Annotated in this window: 10 protein-coding genes; 4 read left to right on the plus strand and 6 right to left on the minus strand. The window is 45.2% G+C overall.

Going from position 1 to position 15,966, the window contains the following annotated elements; translation table 11 throughout:
* Window positions 1–1,332 precede the first annotated feature (1,332 nt).
* On the minus strand, window positions 1,333–2,445 hold the full coding sequence (locus tag QUA99_RS29615; protein WP_333244093.1) for an IS630 family transposase: 1,113 nt from the start codon (window positions 2,443–2,445) through the stop codon (window positions 1,333–1,335).
* Window positions 2,446–2,889: 444 nt separating this feature from the next.
* Here QUA99_RS29615 and QUA99_RS29620 point away from each other — a divergent pair, with 444 nt between their 5' ends.
* From QUA99_RS29620 to QUA99_RS29630, 3 genes are all read left to right on the plus strand, one after another.
* Window positions 2,890–3,372 (plus strand): hypothetical protein, encoded by a 483-nt coding sequence (locus QUA99_RS29620; RefSeq protein ID WP_333411533.1) that lies wholly within the window; start codon window positions 2,890–2,892, stop codon window positions 3,370–3,372.
* A 258-nt stretch (window positions 3,373–3,630) separates the two neighbouring features.
* Entirely contained in the window at window positions 3,631–4,344 is a 714-nt protein-coding gene (locus QUA99_RS29625; protein ID WP_333244099.1) for a hypothetical protein, read from the plus strand.
* Between the two features lie 518 nt (window positions 4,345–4,862).
* Window positions 4,863–10,358, plus strand: coding sequence for a response regulator (locus tag QUA99_RS29630; RefSeq protein ID WP_333244102.1), 5,496 nt, complete (start codon window positions 4,863–4,865; stop codon window positions 10,356–10,358).
* Between the two features lie 64 nt (window positions 10,359–10,422).
* On the opposite strand, the gene QUA99_RS29635 is transcribed toward QUA99_RS29630, so the two are convergent.
* The 4 genes from QUA99_RS29635 to QUA99_RS29650 form a co-directional block, all read right to left on the minus strand.
* Complete coding sequence (locus QUA99_RS29635; RefSeq protein WP_006631855.1) at window positions 10,423–11,130, minus strand: ABC transporter ATP-binding protein; 708 nt, start codon at window positions 11,128–11,130, stop codon at window positions 10,423–10,425.
* 212 nt (window positions 11,131–11,342) lie between these two features.
* Complete coding sequence (locus QUA99_RS29640; protein WP_333244105.1) at window positions 11,343–12,122, minus strand: ABC transporter ATP-binding protein; 780 nt, start codon at window positions 12,120–12,122, stop codon at window positions 11,343–11,345.
* Between the two features lie 89 nt (window positions 12,123–12,211).
* Window positions 12,212–13,027 (minus strand): class I SAM-dependent methyltransferase, encoded by an 816-nt coding sequence (locus QUA99_RS29645; RefSeq protein WP_333244108.1) that lies wholly within the window; start codon window positions 13,025–13,027, stop codon window positions 12,212–12,214.
* A 143-nt stretch (window positions 13,028–13,170) separates the two neighbouring features.
* Window positions 13,171–14,736 carry an ABC transporter permease subunit gene (locus QUA99_RS29650; protein ID WP_333244111.1) on the minus strand — a complete coding sequence of 522 codons (1,566 nt, stop codon included), beginning with the start codon at window positions 14,734–14,736 and terminating at the stop codon, window positions 13,171–13,173.
* A 129-nt stretch (window positions 14,737–14,865) separates the two neighbouring features.
* Here QUA99_RS29650 and QUA99_RS29655 point away from each other — a divergent pair, with 129 nt between their 5' ends.
* Window positions 14,866–15,438 (plus strand): Uma2 family endonuclease, encoded by a 573-nt coding sequence (locus QUA99_RS29655; RefSeq protein ID WP_333244114.1) that lies wholly within the window; start codon window positions 14,866–14,868, stop codon window positions 15,436–15,438.
* Window positions 15,439–15,649: 211 nt separating this feature from the next.
* Here QUA99_RS29655 and QUA99_RS29660 read toward each other — a convergent pair whose 3' ends face one another.
* Entirely contained in the window at window positions 15,650–15,952 is a 303-nt protein-coding gene (locus QUA99_RS29660) for a XisI protein (protein WP_333244117.1), read from the minus strand.
* Window positions 15,953–15,966: the final 14 nt, after the last annotated feature.

Here is a 15,966-nt window from a genome sequence, read left to right on the forward strand (position 1 = left end):
TTCTATCATGTAGCGCAGGGCGAAAAATTTTGGCTCATATCATACTTTTAACCATTTACAAAACCGGGATGCTCCCGATTAACGCAGATATTTTTCCTCGTCCCTAGGAAGATCCTGGGAACCAGTTACACGGCAAAGAACTTTTTGCGGCGTTGCTGATTAACGGTATGAACCAAATTTTGTCGGAAGTTACAAAACTCACCATACTTGGCTGATGGCAATTCCGAACTATTCAATTCATCCCTGTATTAAGCAACGCCCTTTTTGCTATAGCCCGTCGGGTGATCAAACTCGCGCCTCACAGATCGCATTCGTCTAAAGACGACTGAACAGCCAAATAAATCTCAACATTTACTCCTCTGACACTAGATATAATCCGTGCTCAAAAAACATTGCCGCATAACCGCAGCGCGCAATTTAGTGATGTTTCACGCTGCGGTTATGTGGCAAATGCGATCGGCTTGACCAAGAATTTCTTGATGGTACCCGCCACGTGATTTATCCGTGGAATCAATCCAAAATCTAAAATCTAAAATCCTCAAGCCCCCGCATTTATCTCGCGCAAGTCAATCTAAAATCTAAAATCTAAAATCTAAAATCGATTGACGCTGATGACCCGCCCTGTCTGGCGTAAGTACCGAGCCTGGTATATAACTCTCTTAAACGCCTGAAATCTCGTAGTTTGTGGGTGAACACTGCCCCTCATAGCGTATTGGTGTGATCGACCGGCTTTACCTCATCCTACCGTTGGGCGATCGGCAATCAACCTAGTTTATTCTTAATCACCTGTTAAAAGAATCAGATTTAACGATCGCAGCCTTCGATATTTCAAGGGTTTGAGGGTCTTCTTCACCACCTTGACAGGGCTGCTTAATAGAGTAAAAATTTTTAAACGGAACTTACCCCGCACATAAGATTCATTTCTTCTGAAACCATTACAGGGCAAGACTTTCCGGGAGCGGGAAAATCAAGTACATGACTACAACTTTTTACAACCCTTATGTGGAGGGGGTTTGAGTTAATTTTATGATACAGCAATACTTTGGTTCTAAATATTAAGAAAATCTTAAATACATGGCTACAAAATTGGAACTGCCAAATCGCTAAAACGAATACAGCTCAAAGAATACAGCCACCGAAACTACCCCCTGCTGGGGTAAGTTCCGTTTAAAGCCTCAAGCCTGAATTCCAAATCCCTAGACTATTAGAGAGATTTTAAGACCTACCTTGACAGGGCTGGAGGTTAAGCACTATTTCTAGAACTAAAAACAGAGAGCGGGATTGTTGTCTTTGAAAGTGAGTCTGATAGAATTTAGGTAAGCTGTTTCGCATTTAAATTGTGATAACGGCATTTCCTTTATTTTTAAGTTTTCGTCCCCATTTGATAACTAATCCTCCTTCATTTAAAAGCTTATGCAACAAAAATTCTAATTCTTCAATAGATTTAAAAAGTCGATTAGCAATATATTCTTTGGCTGAATGCCATACCAACTCAATCAAGTTATAGTCGGGGCTATATTCAGGTAAGTATTCCAGATGAATGTTAGGCATTTCTGTTGTTATTATCTGGATATAGTCTTGTTTCTTGTGAAAGCTGGCATTATCTAATACGATCACTATTTGACACCCTTTTTCGGTAAAATCTTCTCGATTGTTTCCCGCTTCTACCCATTCACTTATTAAATATCGATCAAATAGTTTCAAGACTTTATAGAAACTATTAGAGTTACTTTTACTGAGAAACTCAACAAATCTTTTTTTGTCTGAATACCTGATTGCTCCCATGGCATTCACTCTTCCTTTTCTTCTATCTCCCCTCACTTTTTTGCGATGTCCTTTTTTGCCCCAAGTCTTTCTCCTAATCACCCTTAAACTAAATCCACTTTCGTCCCAAAACCATACCTGAAGGCGAGTAGGACTTTCTTTTTCTATTCTTAAATATTCCTCTAGTTTCTCTTTAAAAGCTTTTCTTTTTTCTGGATCTTGTTTGTGCTCTAGGCTATATTTTGACCACAGGTAAACGTACTTTTTTTTTGAAATAATTCTCCAGACTTGTGAGCCACTTAACTTAATTCCAGTCACTTCTTCTAAATAAGTAGCCAATCTTTTAGCTGACCATCGACCAAATTCATATCCTAGCTCTTGAGGAGATTTGTCAATTGTTTCTAGTAATATCTCTATGTATTTTTCTGTGGCTTTGTGATGGTTTCCTTTCATCTTCTCATCTTTAAGACTCTCTAAATTATCTGGATCGCCATGCACGCACCAGAAACAGATTTTGTTGGGCGAACACCCGATAAATTTAGCAATTTCTTTTTGCGTCTTTCCATCATTGAGCAATAGTAAGATTAAGATTCTCTCTCTAATTTCTCCATTTTCTTCTTGTTTTAATGTTTGTTGAAGCTTTTTGACTTGCTCTGCATTTAGATGATTTTTTGCTGGCATACTTCTGGCTTTTCTGTGACTTGTGATTTATTATTATACCAGTTTAAATGCGAAACAGCTTAACATATATTTTGATAGGTCGAATGTAACTTTAGTTTGACCTATCTTTTTTTAACACAAGTCGATCAAATATGAGCGCTGTCTGGGTTTCCGGCGGCGTTGTCACCCGCCAGATATTTAACGCAATTTATAGGGTTAATTGTTATACCCAAATATTTTACTGTGGTTGTTCGAGGTGAACCTTCACTTTTGACTGCTACTCGTGCTATTTTACTTTATGTATTAATTATTTAAATTGGTATAGTTAATGCTTTTTTATTACAACAGCTAACCCACTCGATCGCCCGTCGAGTTAGATTAGCGATGGGTCTCTTTACCTCGGGCATAAAATAACCTAAATTAGTAGTTAATAATCACGTGTTATCAAAAAATAGAATTCTGAATTTGTTTCTAGGGCTTTTAATTGCCCTCAGCCTAGAGTTGTTCATCGGAACGACAACTTTTGCTCAAAACATCGAAACAATTAAAATTTCCGGCACTGCTGCGGGTGTCAGCACTCGCTACATCGGTGCAGTCGAGGGCAATATCAATTTCGACATCAAAGATTTGCAAGATTTGGGAATTAATACCTACCGCATTTACGGCGGGATGTCCCGGTGGGAAGCTGAAGACGACGACGGTAAATACGGTTGGCCATCTATTGACGAAATTAAGACAAATCCCAATATAATTAATTGGGCGCATTGGGATCAGATTATGACTAATCCGCCCCAGGGTAGCGATTATTGGTGGTCGGGACAACCCGGTACGGTTTGGCAAGGCAATGCCAGGACTATTTTTAATACTCTTAAACAAGCAAATATTCGCCCGGTGGTGAGTATTCGGAATGTTGATAATAGCTGGAATCCGAGTTGGGCGCTGAACTGAATCCGCCGCGCCACCAAAAAGATTGGAACGAGTGGTGGGAACAGGTTTTTGCTACGGTTTATTGGCTGAATGTTCGCAATGATTACCGCGTTGATGATTGAGAAATTCACAACGAACCGGACAATCGCGATCGGGGTTGGGGCGGGACTAGGGCTGACTATTTTCAATTGGTTAAGGTGGCAAAAGATGCGATCGACTTTGTTTACAAAACTTATTTGCCCGATCGCACTTAACGCATCCACTGCCCGAAAACCGTAGGTGGCAGCAATTTGCCCGCTTTTGCTTTGCAGGAAATACCGTATTAATTATTTCAATACAGTCAATGTCCACAACTACGATGCAGATATTTCTAACTACACCCGCAAAGCGCGCGGCTGGATGAACGGTACTGTCCCCGTTAACTCGCAGTTTTGGGTAGGAGAATGGGGAATTTACGGGATTAGGTATAACGATTTATCTTTAGCTTTAAGTTTGATTAAAAATTTGATTCGAGGCTCCCAATTGGGAGATAATTGTATTTACGGCAGTCACATATTCTGTTTGTACGGCTGGGGAAAGCCCGGACTGCCAGAAGGTTTGCTGGGGCTATCCGGCCAGCGGCGCGCCGGCTACTCTGCTTTGCGGATGGGAATTAGAGCTTTGCAGGGCGGGAAAGCTAGCTTGTTTCCTATCACTAACAGTTCTGATTTAATGGCAGTTGCAAATCTCGATTATAGGAACAATGTTTACTTGCTGGCTGTCAACTACCGAGCCAAATCTTACACTGTTAATGCCGATATTTCGGCTCTGATAAAAACCGGGAATGGTACGGTGCGTGAGTTGAGTTTGAAGGCAATGGATGAGGTTGTTGGCAGCTTAACGCTCAAGGGCGGCAATCCGACTTTTGCGGTGCGGGGAAGAGCGCTATTCTCATTAAGTTCGATCGCCAGAATTGAATCTCAAATCCTAGGGGTCAGAATTGGGATAACATAGAATTAGTTATTATCCGAATTATTTATTTTCTGGCTGTTTCGCCCTCTCCCCCTCTCCTCCTCTCCCCCTCTCCCTCTCTCCCCGCTAATTGCACAGTTAAAATACCTAAATCGTCCTGTTGTGATCCCCCTCCTGTCGCTGGTAAATTGTTAGCGTGTAGGTATCTTGCCTCAAACAGAATCCGATCGAGTTCCGTTGAAGGCAAGAAAGTATGGTGCAGTCTAGACAATCGCAGAAATTCTTGCTCGTAAACCCGCAGCAGTTAGGCTAGGCGAGGAATTGCCGGCCAGCATTCATCTGGGCCCTCTGGCAGATAGCATTGGTTCTGACTTTCAGAACCCGTCCCATGTCAAGATTTGGCACGCAATTAATTTTAAATGCCAAGATGCTGGAAGTAGGGGTGAGTTTAATCGTACAGAAACTTTGAGCGCGCTTGGAAACCTCGCACGCAATGCCTCTCAATCAACCTGCTGCCCGCGATCGGGTTTTTCCAACAAATATCACTTTTATGCCCCCTGATGTTTATTCCCTCCCTCAGTCAGGTCATCAACCGCAATCCCCTCACCGTCACCCCTGAGACGCCGATAGAAAAGGCGATCGAGCTGATGAGCAGCACAGGAGCCAGTTACGTCCTCGTGGTAGAACCGCGCGGGAATTCTCAACTCGGCAATCCCACGAACGGGACTTCCCCGCAATTGGGGGACAACTCCGGTTTCTACAACGGCGTACCGCCTGCGTTACCGCCATCGCTCAACGGCCTCCATCTCAACGGCTCAAAAGCTCTCTATCCGGGCGGCCAGACGGTGCTGGGGATTTTTACAGCGCGAGATGTCGTACAGCTAAATTCGATCGGCGCTGCTTTGAGGGGATTTGCGATCGAGCAAATCATGATTAGAACGGTAACTGTAGCCCGAGAATCGGAAATTCCCGACTTTTTTGCCTTAGCAAATCTACTGGAAAAAAATCAGATCGGCCATTTGCCTGTCGTCAGCGACGCTGAAGAACTTGTCGGTTTAATTAGCTCTCAAAGTTTGGTGCAACTATTGCAGGACATTGGGGAATCGCCACAAAAAGTCAGTAGCCCTTCGCCACCTGCGGCGGGCTTCGCGTTCCCTCCGCCCCTGCCAATTTTGCATCCGAAATTAGAGCTGCCAGCTCATTTAATTAAACTTTATCAAATCCCTCAAATCGCAGCCTCGCGAATTATTCACGCTCCTGCTACTTCTTCGGTGCGCTATTTGGCGCAACTGATGTTTAGACACAATGTTAGCTATGTATTAATTACTGAAACCCCCGAACAACATTCGACTGGTTCTGCTCTAAATTCCAAATTTACAAATCCCAACATTCACAAACTGGTTGGCGTGGTAAGTTCGCGGGACATCGTGCAGTTGCAGGCGCTGGGAAGAGACTCGAACAAAATTAAAGCGGGAGCGATTTGCAACAGTTCGCCGCCGCTAATAAGATCGCACTCTACCCTCGAAGCAGCAGTCGCCCTGCTGCAAAAAAACTACTGTCAGTTGCCTTTATTAGTCATCAACGAAAGCAATCACCCGATCGGGATTATCAATCCTAAAACTATCCTTTTACAAGCGCTGGATTCAAAATCTCTGCATTCTGGCTTGATCGCTTTGCAGCGCCAGCTAGAAGCTAGCAACGCTCAATACAAAAAACTCTCGGCAGAAATACAGATTCCGGCAGCCAATCGCCCCCGAGGTGCAGAAATTTATCAAAACAGTTTCGCCTTGCCCCCAAATCTCCCCCCTGCCGTCAACAATCAGGGGATTTGGGATTGGAATCTCGAAACTGATGAGTTTTTTTATTCTGCGCGATGGCAAGAAATGCTGGGCTACAAAGAAGGGGAAATCTTGAATCGCCGATCGGAATGGTGGAGTCGCATTCACCGAGATGACATTGAGGGAGTAAAGGCAGCTTTAGAAGATCACTTCGCCCAAAAGACAGCGGATTTTGCAGCAGAATATCGGATGTACTGCAAAGACGGCAGCACTATCTGGGTGCTGAACCGGGGTCAAGTTTTGCGCAGCGCTACTGGCAAACCCCTGCGGGTAGTAGGAACTCATACAGATATTACTCCAAACAAGCAGTTAGAAGTTAAAAGCCGCGAACACGATCGGGATCAATTTCAACTATTTGATTCTTTGAAAGCAACAGTAATTTTCCAGATAGATGCGGCGGGAGTTTGGACATTTCTCAACCACGCTTGGACGGAAATTACACATTTTTCGGTTTCCGAAAGTTTGCAAACTAATTTTTTAGATTGGGTTCATCCAGATGAACGCGCGGAATGTGCAAATTTATTGGAGTCTTTGCTGTCGGGAAAGTCGGAATTTGAACGGCGAGAAGTGCGATTTAAGTACAAGTCGGAGTCGGGACAAAACTCCTTGGTAATCCACAGTGATGTCGGCTTTGTTTCCGTTGAAATATTTGCCCAAGTCCGGCGGAATTCCCAAGGCGAAATAGCCGGAATTTTAGGGACTTTGCACGATGTCTGCAACCGCCTCGAAGGGGTTGAGGAACTGCGGGAAAGCGAGCGGGCAATTCGATCGCTCTACGAGGTAATGGTGAGCTCCGAAGGCTCTTTTGACGATCGAACGATCCGGTTGCTGGCAATGGGTTGCAGTCAGTTTGGGATGGATATCGGGCTGTTGGGAAGGGTTTTGGGCGATCGCTACGAAGTGATCGCGGCTTATGTACCGGAAGATTTTCCCTTTGGATTTGCTAAAGGAGACGGTTTTGCTTTGAGCAGAACCTTTGAGCGAGAAGTTTTGCGATCGAGCGAACCTATTTCTGTCGAATCAGCCGGCACTACTCAGTGGCGCAACCACCCCGCTTACAGCGTCCGCAAGTTGGAGGCTTTTGTGGGGACTAGGGTAATAGTGCAAGGGCGGATTTTTGGCACTTTGAGCTTTACTTCCCGCACCACTAAATCTCCTTTGAAACCGCTGAACTTTGAAATTTTAAAGTTGATGGGCAATTACATCGGCGCGGAAATTGCCCGCGAAGAGCGAGAGCGAACTTTGCAGCGTCAGTACCAGCGCGTCTTACTCCTTAAACAAATCACTCAAAAAGTGCGATCGACCTTAGATACTCAAGAAATTTTTCAGACTACCGCCACCCAAATCGGCCGGGTCTTTGGCGTCAATCGCTGTACAATTCATACCTATCTTTCCGAACCTTATCCCCACCTTCCTTGCGTCGCGGAATACTTAGAACCAGGTCACGAATCGGCTTTAGATTTAGAACTTTCTGTCACTTACAACCCCTACACAGAAAAACTCCTAGCTGAAGATATAGCCTTGGCCTCTCCCGATGTGTTTGCCGATCCTTTGCTCGAATCTTCGGGGCCGATGTGCCGGCGCATCGGACTAAAATCTATGTTGGCGGTTCGCACTTCCTATCAAGGAGAACCGAATGGAATTATTACTTTGCACCAGTGCGATGCAACTCGCCAGTGGACTCCCGACGAAATTGAACTGTTAGAAGATGTTGCGGCTCAAGTCGGAATTACGTTAGCTCAAGCACAACTTTTAGAAACGGAAGTTCACCGACAGCGACAGTTGGCAGAGCAAAATGAAGCTTTGGATCACGCGCGACAAGCCGCAGAAGTTGCTAACAGAGCTAAGAGCGAATTTTTAGCAACGATGAGTCACGAAATCCGCACTCCGATGAATGCGGTAATCGGGATGACGGGTTTGCTGCTCGATATGGAACTAACTCCTGAACAGCGCGATTTTGTGGAGACAATTCGCACCAGCGGCGATGCTTTGCTAACTATTATTAACGATATCCTAGACTTTTCCAAGATTGAATCTGGAAAAATGGATTTGGAATGCAGCCCCTTCGATCTGCAAAACAGTATAGAAGAAGCTCTGGAATTGCTGGCTCCGAGAGCGTCGGAAAAAGGTTTAGAGTTAGCTTATTTCATAGACGATTCTGTTCCCAAAAAGATTTTAGGAGATGTCACGAGGCTCCGCCAAATATTGGTAAATTTACTAGGAAATGCAGTTAAGTTTACAGAATCCGGCGAAATTGTGGTCTGCTGTACGGCTAGGCAAATCGAGCCTGTAGCTGCTAAGATTTCGCAGGAAATAATCAATATTCTAGACCCGCAATCGCTAGCAATTAAACAGGGAGAGTTGGCAGGTAGGAGACAATACGAGATTCAATTTGCTGTCCAAGATACCGGAATTGGCATTCCGCCAGACCGGATCGATCGCCTGTTTAAAGCTTTTTCGCAGGTGGATGCTTCGACAACCCGACATTACGGCGGCACGGGTTTGGGACTGGCTATCAGCCAGCGTTTGAGCGATCTGATGGGGGGTACAATGTGGGTTGTCAGTCAAGTTAATCCGGGAAGTTCCAAGTCTCAACCTGCAGTTTCTGCGATCGGACAAAGTATCGCTGGAAGGTCGCCTGCAGGATTTGCTCCGCCATCGATATCGGGTTCTGGTTCTATTTTTTATTTCACGGTGATTGCTGAAGCCACGGAGGGCCATGCTGAGGAAAAACTGCCGGAATTTGCTGCTGGTAAACGTTTGTTAATTGTTGAGAATCATGCCATTAATCGGCAAGTTTTGATCCGGCAGGCTGAGTCTTGGGGAATGATCCCCGTGGCCGTAACTTCTGGTGCTGAGGCTTTGGAAATTATCAAAGAAAACTCGGCGCTCGATTTAGCTATTTTGGCGATGAATCTACCAGATATGGATGGTGTGGCTTTGGCTGTGGAGATGCGAAAACTTGAGATGAGCAATTTGTTTGGCGGTGACGGGCTAAATCAGAATGCCATCAAAGTTACAAGTCCTCGCAAAGTTGCGCTGCCTTTGGTGCTGTTTACTTATTTGAGCAAGGCGGAAGTTTGGAAAAAACTTGAAACTACAGAAGTACATTTTTCTGCTTTTTTAACTAAGCCTCTCAAACAGTCCCAGTTTTATAATGTGTTGCTGCAAGTTTTTGGATATGTTACTGGGCGAAGCGGTAAGGGAGAACTTTCAAATGTGGCTACTTTGACTTCGGGATTGAAGTATTTTGAAAATTCTCAAGAACAGCACCGCGTGCAGCGGACGCCTGCGGTTTTGAGGCAGGTTGCGAGCAATTCGGCCGGACATGATGCAGCTAATTCTAGCCAGATTCGGATTTTGCTTGCCGAGGACAATGTGGTCAATCAAAAAGTCGCTACGCATTTGCTCGACAGGATAGGATATCGCGCCGATATTGCGGCTAATGGGTTGGAGGTTTTGGAGGCGTGCAAGCGGCAATCTTACGATGTTGTGCTGATGGACGTGCAGATGCCGGAGATGGACGGGTTGGAAGCGACGCGCCGGATTTGTCAGGAATGGCCCGCTAACAAGAAGCCGAGAATTATTGCGATGACTGCTAATGCGATGCAGGGCGATCGCGAAAAGTGTCTGGAAGCAGGTATGGACGATTATATTACTAAGCCCGTGCGCCGGGAAGAGTTGGCGATCGCCCTGAGCAAGTGCCAACCTCTAGATCGGAGTGAATGGGAGGCAGTTACTGAGCCGAAAAATCCAGATGTGGCTGACAAAGTTGACAGTGCGGGTGCTGGAGATTCGAGCGTTCAACGGGGAGCAGATTCGCCGATTGATTTTCATATTTTGCAGAATCTCCGCGAGCTAGATGATGAGGAAGACCCGGATTTTTTGGGGGAGTTGATTAAGATATATTTGTTAGATGCACCGCAGCATTTAGAAACAATTAAGGAGGCTATTTTTCTCGGCGATGCTGATAGTTTGAAGCTGGCTTCTCACACGCTGAAGTCGAGCAGCGCCAATTTAGGAGCCGTGTCTTTTTCTGAAGTTTGCAAGGAGTTGGAGTATATGGGCCGCGTGGCGGTTGAGTCTGGAGGGGAACAGATTTTTGATGCGATTACGGCGCGCGATCGCCTGTTGGAAGCCCAAGCGGAGTGGGAAAAGGTGCGGGCGGCTTTTGAGATGGAATTGAAAACGGGGAAGTTGCGATCGCAAATGGGGTAATTGCTAATGGGTAATTGGTAATTGCCAATTGGGAATTGCCGTTACCGATTACCAGAATAGCTATTTAACTTTCACCTAAATACGCTTTGCGAACAGTTTCATTTGACTGCAAATCGCTAGCAGTACCAGCCACTACAACCTGACCGGTTTGGATGACATAGCCGCGGTGGGCTACACTTAAAGCCATGCGGGCGTTTTGTTCTACCAGTAAAATAGTTGTTCCTTCAGCATTAATATCGCGGACGATCGCAAAAATTTGACTGACTAACATCGGTGCCAATCCCATACTCGGCTCGTCCAATAATAACAAGCGCGGGCGCGACATCAAAGCCCGGGCGATCGCCAACATTTGCTGTTCGCCGCCGCTGAGAGTTCCCCCTTTTTGACTAATTCTTTCTCGCAAACGAGGAAATAAATTTAATGCTTTTTCCATATCTGACTTGATACCGAGAGTATCGTTGCGGAGATAAGCACCCATTTCCAAATTTTCTTGCACCGTCATTCGCGGAAAAATTAGCCTCCCTTCGGGACTTTGAGAAATCCCCAAACGGACGATCGCCTCTGTCGATAGTGCTTCTAAAGGCTTTCCCTCAAATAATACAGTGCCTTGGCGCGGGCGCAGCAGTCCTTGAATCGTGCGGAGAGTTGTAGTTTTCCCCGCCCCGTTGCTGCCGATTAATGTCACAACTTCTCCCTGCGAGACTGTTAGCGATACTCCTTTGAGAGCGTGGATATTTCCGTAGTAGGTGTGAATGTCTTTAATTTCTAGCATGATTACTTTTTAGAATATATTGTCTGAAAGTTACATCAAAAGTTGAGGAACGATCCCAAACATCGATCGAGTAGTATGGGCGGGGGCGGATTTATGAGATTGTCTCTTATGGCCAATAATTGGCAGGTTTACCCGCCCATACAAAATTTAACATCATACAAGTCCGAATCCAACGGAAATGATATCAGGTGCGCTGCGGCGAACCTTACCAATTACCCATTGCCATCTTCTTCTTTTCCCAAATATGCCTCAATTACGCGAGGATCTGCGCGAACTTCGGCCGGAGTTCCCTCAGCAATTTTAGTACCGTACTCCATAACACTGACGCGATCGCTAATTCCCATCACGACTTTCATATCATGTTCAATCAGCAAAATACTCAAATTCAACTCATCGCGAATCCGATAAATAAAGCGAGTTAAATCAGCCGTTTCGTTCGGGTTCATCCCGGCAGTCGGTTCGTCCAAAAGCAACACTTTCGGATCGGAAGCCAAAGCCCTGGCAATTTCCAATCTGCGCTGGTCGCCGTAGGAAAGGTTTTTTGCCAACTCCGACGCTTTAGAAGCACCTAAACCGACAAAATCAAGCATAAGCAAGGCTTTTTTCTTAGCTTCCCGCTCTTCTACAATCACAGCCGGAGGGCGGAGGATGGCACCCAACAAACCTGTTTTTAATCGGCAGTGTCTACCTACTAAAACATTATCCAGCACAGTCATGTTGTTAAACAAACGGATATTTTGAAAAGTTCTAGCAATGCCGAAAGTTGTCAGGCGATCCGGCGGTAAACCCGTGATATTTTTATTTTCAAGTACCAACTGTCCGCCACTCGGTTTGTAGATACCTGTCAGCATATTAAAAAAAGTAGTCTTGCCCGCACCGTTGGGGCCGATCAAACTAGCGATCGATCCTTTTTCTAAGGTTAAACTAACCTGGTTGACCGCAGTCAAACCGCCGAATCGCATTGTAAGTTTCTGTGCTTCTAATAATGACATTTTGCTTCTGTTTTCTAAGATTTTATAGTAGTGCGATCTGGATGCTCGCAAGCTTTCACGCACGCGAATCAATTTGAGATTGGGACTTTTTAGGACATATTCTCTAACGTACAAACAAAATAGAACTTAAAAAGATTAGATTCTAGCGAACGGCGAGGGCGATATTGTGCGTGTAAATCGGCAGTCGAAAAGTTTTCAATAACTTTGAGATTGAGTTCGTCAGCCAAAGTGGCAATGTTTTCAAACCCAGTAATCCACGGTGCATACATACTTTCGTATTTATCTATGTAATCATTGATATCTTGGTAGCCCGTCGTTCTCAAAATCACCTTTTCCGACATATAATCAAAGGACACTCGAAAATTATGAACGTTGTCGCGAATTTGTTCTAACACAAATATTACATCTTTTTTGTCAAGCAATGTAGTGTTGCCTTCCCACAAAAAATATGTCTGTCGAGCGAAATCAAATGCACTCTGTTTCAGCAAGGGGATTAAACCATCTTTTACGTAGTCGCCGGGAAGGTAGCGAACATTAGCAGTAACTTTGTTAGCTTTGAGAGTTTCTTCTTTTAATTGAAGAGTCGCGCGGTCGTCTATTTCAAAATAAATCACTCCTTCTCCATTAATTCTAGCAGCGCGAGTATCCAAACCCGAACCTAAAATAACTACTTGTTTGCAACCTCCTAAAATTTGGTTTGACAAAACATCATCAAAATATTTAGTCCGCAACTTAACCATTTCTTTAGCTGCGGGAGAGTTTTGAGCTATTTTTGCAGCTATTTCTTTTGTTTCCTCGTTGAGCCAAATTTTTACTACATTATCAGTGTAAAGAGGAATTGCCTCTTCATTCTCTTCTGCTCTAAATTCCGCAACGATAAAAGCAGTACCAGTTACATTTTTCATGGCTAATCTTTCATCCTTACTAAGTAGTCGGTTACAAATAAACATTAGATGGGGAGGGGAGTTTTACAGTCATAAACTCCCTTGCATCCTAGATTCTTAGCTAAACCCACATACAAAATACTATGGTTTTTGCCCTTACCTATTTATTGACTTCTCGAATCTGCTAAAGACTCATTGCTCGCTTCAGCATCCGAATGCAGTTCAGCTTGGTGTATCTTATCAGGAATCAACCCCTCCGGCCGCACGATCATCATGACAACAAGAGTTAGGCCGAAGAGAAATAAGCGCATTTGAATCGGGTCTAAACTGGTGGCCAGAAACTCTTGCAACTGGGGAATTGCAATCCTGGGGAGTACAAAAGTATTCAGGAAACCTTTGAGGACTTGCGCTAATTGTGGCAGATAAAGTCGATCGGCAGACATGATAATGATAGCCCCCAAAATCACCCCCGTCATGTTGCCCAAACCGCCTAAAATCACCATACACAGGATGATTACCGACACCGAGAAATCGAAAACGCTGGGAAAAATCGCGCTGATATAGGCGGCGTAAAACGCGCCTGCAAAGCCCGAAAACGTCGCTCCCATCGCAAAAGCCGAAAGTTTGGTTTTGACTAGGTTAATGCCCATCGCACTAGCCGCTAATTCATCTTCGCGCATGGCATTCCACGCCCTCCCCAAGCGGGAATCTCGCAGCCGCGAAATCATGAAGTAAGCGAAGACAACTAGCAGCAAAATTAGGTAGTACCAAGGAAAGTAGTTGCCGGTGCTGAAAGTGCCGACAATGGGGAGAGATGGACGCCCGATCGGGTTTATTCCCGCTTCACCGCCGGTGAGGTTAAAAGGTCGATCGCACCCAACCAGACACAGCACCAACTCGGGTTTCCCCAACAGGGAAGCGACAATCTTCGAGACTGGTTCGTCAATCCGAATCGCGGTTAAATTCCTAAAGACAACCGGGATAATTTCGCCAAAACCGAGGGTAACAATCGCCAAATAATCGCCCTTGAGCCGCAGTGTGGGAATACCCAGGATTACGCCCGCGATCGCAGCTACACCGGCCGCGATCGGCAATACCACCCAAAAATTCCAAGCAATATTTAACTGCCCAGAAGATAGCAAAGCCGTCGTGTAAGCGCCGATCGCAAAAAACGCCGCATATCCCAAATCCAACAAACCCGCAAAACCCACAGTAATATTCAAACCCAGCGCCAGCATAATAAAGATTTGAATCTGTACTACAGTAGCAATCCAGCCGGTTTGAGCTTGAATGTCGATAAACGGAAACAGAATTAAAATAAAAGCTAATGTTACCAGAGTTGCCAGCCGCTGGCGTTCCCCCTGCAAACCCTGCAAAGCACCCATTAACGTAGCTGTCAAAATTGCGATCGTCAAACTGCAAATTCCGTACAGCAGCGTAGTCGGCAAAGCCACAGCAGATTGACCAGAAAAAGGTCTAATCAAAACCCCTTCTACCACACTCGCAACTAACAGCCAAACTCCCAATCCCAATCCCGCTAAACTGCCGATCGCAGCACCCATTTTCGGGCTGTAAACCTTCCGATAGCGACCGCTCATAAAGCCCGCCGCCGTACCCATCAGCCAGCCGATCACGGTGCCGCTCCAACCGCCGAATAACAAAACAGTCAAAGAGGCGATCGCTCCTAAAATACCACTCGATTTAATTGCTTGGATTATTTTATTAGTCATTAGTTATTAGTCATTAGTTATTAGTCACTGTTCACTGTCAACTGTCAACTGTCAACTGTCAACTGTCAACTGTCAACTGCTATATACTGGAACTGTTACCGGAACACACTTCAAACGGGCGATCGCGATATGGTACAAGCACCTCAAAAAACTATCACCCTCGACGAGTTTTTGCAACTCCCAGAAACCCAACCCGCTAGCGAATACATCAACGGTGCGATTTTACAAAAACCTATGCCGCAAGGAAAACACAGTACAATTCAGGGTGAACTCATCACGACGGTTAATGCAGTGGGCAAACCTCAGCGGATTGCTTGGGCATTTCCAGAACTTCGCTGTACCTTTGGCGGACGTTCTATTGTTCCCGATGTCGCGATTTTTGTTTGGAATCGCATCCCCCTAGACGCTGACGGCGAAATTGCCAATACATTTAATGCTCACCCAGACTGGACAATAGAAATATTGTCCCCAGCCCAAAGCCAAACCAAAGTTACAAACAATATTTTGCACTGTTTGAACGCCGGTTGCCAGATGGGTTGGTTGCTCGATCCCGATGAAAAAAACATTTTAGCCTATCCCGCAAGGCAGCAGCCGATTTCATTGCAAGAACCGACAGATATACTTCCGATGCCTAACTTTATGCCGGAAATGCAGTTGACTTTAGGCGAAGTTTTTGGCTGGTTGAAACCAGGGAATATTTAATATCGTTTCCGGTTGCATTGGAATCATATATTTGGAGCGTATCAGTGCGAGCGTCTCGCTCGCGACATAGATCGCGAGCGAGACGCTCGCACTATATAATTCCGATGCTACCGGATTTGATATAAAATGTAAAATGCGATCGTGCTGTCTTATCCGCGACTGCTTGAAGAAGTCGGAGATTTGGGTGTACTGTTTTTTGCAGGCGCACTTTTTAGGCGATCGCAAATCCAGTATGTTTGCGTACTTCCGGCGAATGAAACGCCAAAACAATGCAGTTTTCAGGAACGCCACCCTCCAGTAATTCATCGGTAATCCCGTCTTCAATACCGTCATAATGAATCCACAGTTTGCCGTTGCGGATTTCAACGTGAACGAGGCAGTAGTGAACTCGCCTTTGACCCTCCCAGCCTTCATTCATCAATAAAAAATCATTGCGGTCTTGGCTGACAATGACGGGAGCATCCCGGTTTTGCAAAAACCTCAAATGGCTAAGAGGTCGTTGAGGTAAGCACAACGAAGTTTTAGCAT

Origin of the sequence: Microcoleus sp. F10-B2 (assembly GCF_036704965.1) — a bacterium.
GTDB lineage: Bacteria > Cyanobacteriota > Cyanobacteriia > Cyanobacteriales > Microcoleaceae > Microcoleus.